Source organism: Kitasatospora sp. NPDC053057 (assembly GCF_044546945.1).
GTDB lineage: Bacteria > Actinomycetota > Actinomycetes > Streptomycetales > Streptomycetaceae > Kitasatospora.
Map to the genome: position 1 here is coordinate 1 of NZ_JBITZP010000125.1, position 2,179 is coordinate 2,179.

At 67.5% G+C, this 2,179-nt stretch carries 1 protein-coding gene; it reads left to right on the forward strand.

Annotation, left to right across the window (positions count from 1 at the left end):
- The first annotated feature begins 676 nt into the window (after window positions 1-676).
- On the forward strand, window positions 677-2,065 hold the full coding sequence (gene ltrA, locus ACIG5E_RS39340) for a group II intron reverse transcriptase/maturase (protein WP_396542106.1): 1,389 nt from the start codon (window positions 677-679) through the stop codon (window positions 2,063-2,065).
- Window positions 2,066-2,179: the final 114 nt, after the last annotated feature.

Consider the following 2,179-nt stretch of genomic DNA (forward strand, 5'->3'; position numbering starts at 1 on the left):
CAGGTCGTGGGTGCGCCGTGAGGCGCTGTGGTTCGAGTGGAGGTGAGAGACCTTCACCGCTGATCCTGTCGCAGCAGGACGGTGGAGCTGGGGGCAGCCTGATCCGGGTGACGCCGGGGAGGGTGGGAGCAGCCCTGACAAAGCCGGGACGGGCCAGTACTGCCAGATGGTTCGGGTCCGGCGAGCAGGACGAAGAGGAGTACGCGAGGAACCGGCGTGTGACACCCCCTTGATTAGGCACCGGCTCGAACCTGGCGGATCTGGGCCGGGAGCGGTGCGTATCCCGTCGAGCAGGTCGGCGGGTAACTCCCAGGACGGTGGGCACGAGCCGTCCGGGAGGCCACGAGGAAGGTCTGCGGCGTACTCGTGGCGATGCCGCAGGGGCATAGTCGGGCTCCTACTTCGTCGAGCGAACCACAGTGAACACGGGAACCGTCCCGGGTCTTGCCCTCCGCGCCACCTCCGGTGGCCTGGGTAGGGCTGGGCGCGTCGACCGCCGATCGGTCCGGGACGGGGCGGAGCCGCCGTAGTACTCCGAGGTCGGGAAAGCCGGCCGCATGGGGAAGGGCGGCAGCGGTTTCGAGAAGGGAGGGACGCTGCAATGCCGAAAGACGCACCGCTGAACGGCGATGCTCCTTGCTCTGGTCCGGCCGGGCCGGGAGCGAGGGTATCGGAGATGCAGGCCAAGCTTCATCGTTGGGCGGTGGCCGATCTCGGCCGCCGGTTCGATGACTTGTTCAACTTCGTGTGTGACCCGGCGACGCTGATCGTGGCGTTCGACCGGGTCGCGGGAAACCAGGGTGCGCGCACTGCCGGCATCGACGGCCTGACGGTCGCCGATGTCGCCGAGCAGGTGGGTGTGCCCGGGTTCCTGGATGACCTGCGGGCCGGTCTCAAAGACGGCTCGTTCCGACCGTTGCCGGTGCGGGAGCGCAAGATCCCGAAACCGGGAGGGTCGGGGAAGGTCCGTAAGCTCGGGATTCCGACGGTTGCGGACCGGGTCGTCCAGGCGGCGCTGAAACTGGTGCTGGAACCGGTCTTCGAGGCGGAGTTCTTGCCGTGCTCGTACGGTTTCCGGCCCAACCGGCGTGCACAGGATGCGATCGCCGAGATCCACCACTTCGGCACCCGCGGCTACCGGTGGGTGCTGGACGCGGACATCGAGGCGTGCTTCGACTCGATCGACCACGCGGCCCTGATGGACCGGGTGCGTCGCAGGGTGAAGGACAAACGCGTCCTGGCGCTGGTCAAGGCGTTCCTGAAAGCCGGGATCCTCACCGAACTCGGCGACTACCAGGACACCATGACGGGCACGCCGCAGGGCGGCATCCTGTCCCCGCTGCTGGCCAACATCGCCCTGAGCGTGCTCGACGAGCACGTGATGGAGCCGTGGAAGCCGGGCGGGGCGATGTCGACCCACGGCAAGCGCGAGTACCGGCGTTCCAAGGGACGATCGACGTGGCGGCTGGTCCGCTACGCGGACGACTTCGTCGTCTTGGTACACGGCGAGCGCGAGCACGCCGAAGCGCTGCGCGAAGATATCGCCGTCGCGCTGGCACCGCTTGGGTTACGGCTGTCACTGGCCAAGACCCAAGTGGTGCATATGAACGACGGGTTCGACTTCCTTGGCTTCCGCATCCGGTGGAAGCGCAAGAGGGGGACGAACAAGTGGTACGTCTACACCTTCATCGCGCACCGGCCCGTCCGGACGCTGAAGGCGAAGATTCGTGCCCTGACGCACAGGACATCGCAGCAGGACTTCGCGTCCGTGCTGGTCAGGCTCGCCCAGATCATGCGCGGATGGGCCAACTACTTCCGACACGCCGTGGCGAAATGGACCTTCAGCAAACTGGACGCCTTCACTTGGTGGAGGCTCGTCCACATGCTGCGGGCACGGCACGGCTGGAACTGGGGACAGGTCCGCCGACACCTCGCCGCCTCCGGGCGATGGGTGATCGCGGCCGACGGGGTCGAGTACTTCCGGATCCAGGGTGTGACGGTCTCCCGTTACACCTACCGGGGCAACAAGATCCCACCCCCATGGCCTCCTGCGGACCCCGCCTGACGGCAGAAGCCGTGGAGAGCCCGGTGCGGTGAGAATCGCACGCCGGGTTCGGAGAGCGGTCCGGGGAAACGGACCGGGAGCAATCCCGGCACCGCGCCCCGGGCCGACTCACCA

Coding starts and splice junctions, on each gene's coding strand:
- ltrA (WP_396542106.1), top strand. CDS start 677: ATGCAGGCCAAGCTTCATCGTTGGGCGGTGGCCGATCTCGGCCGCCGG.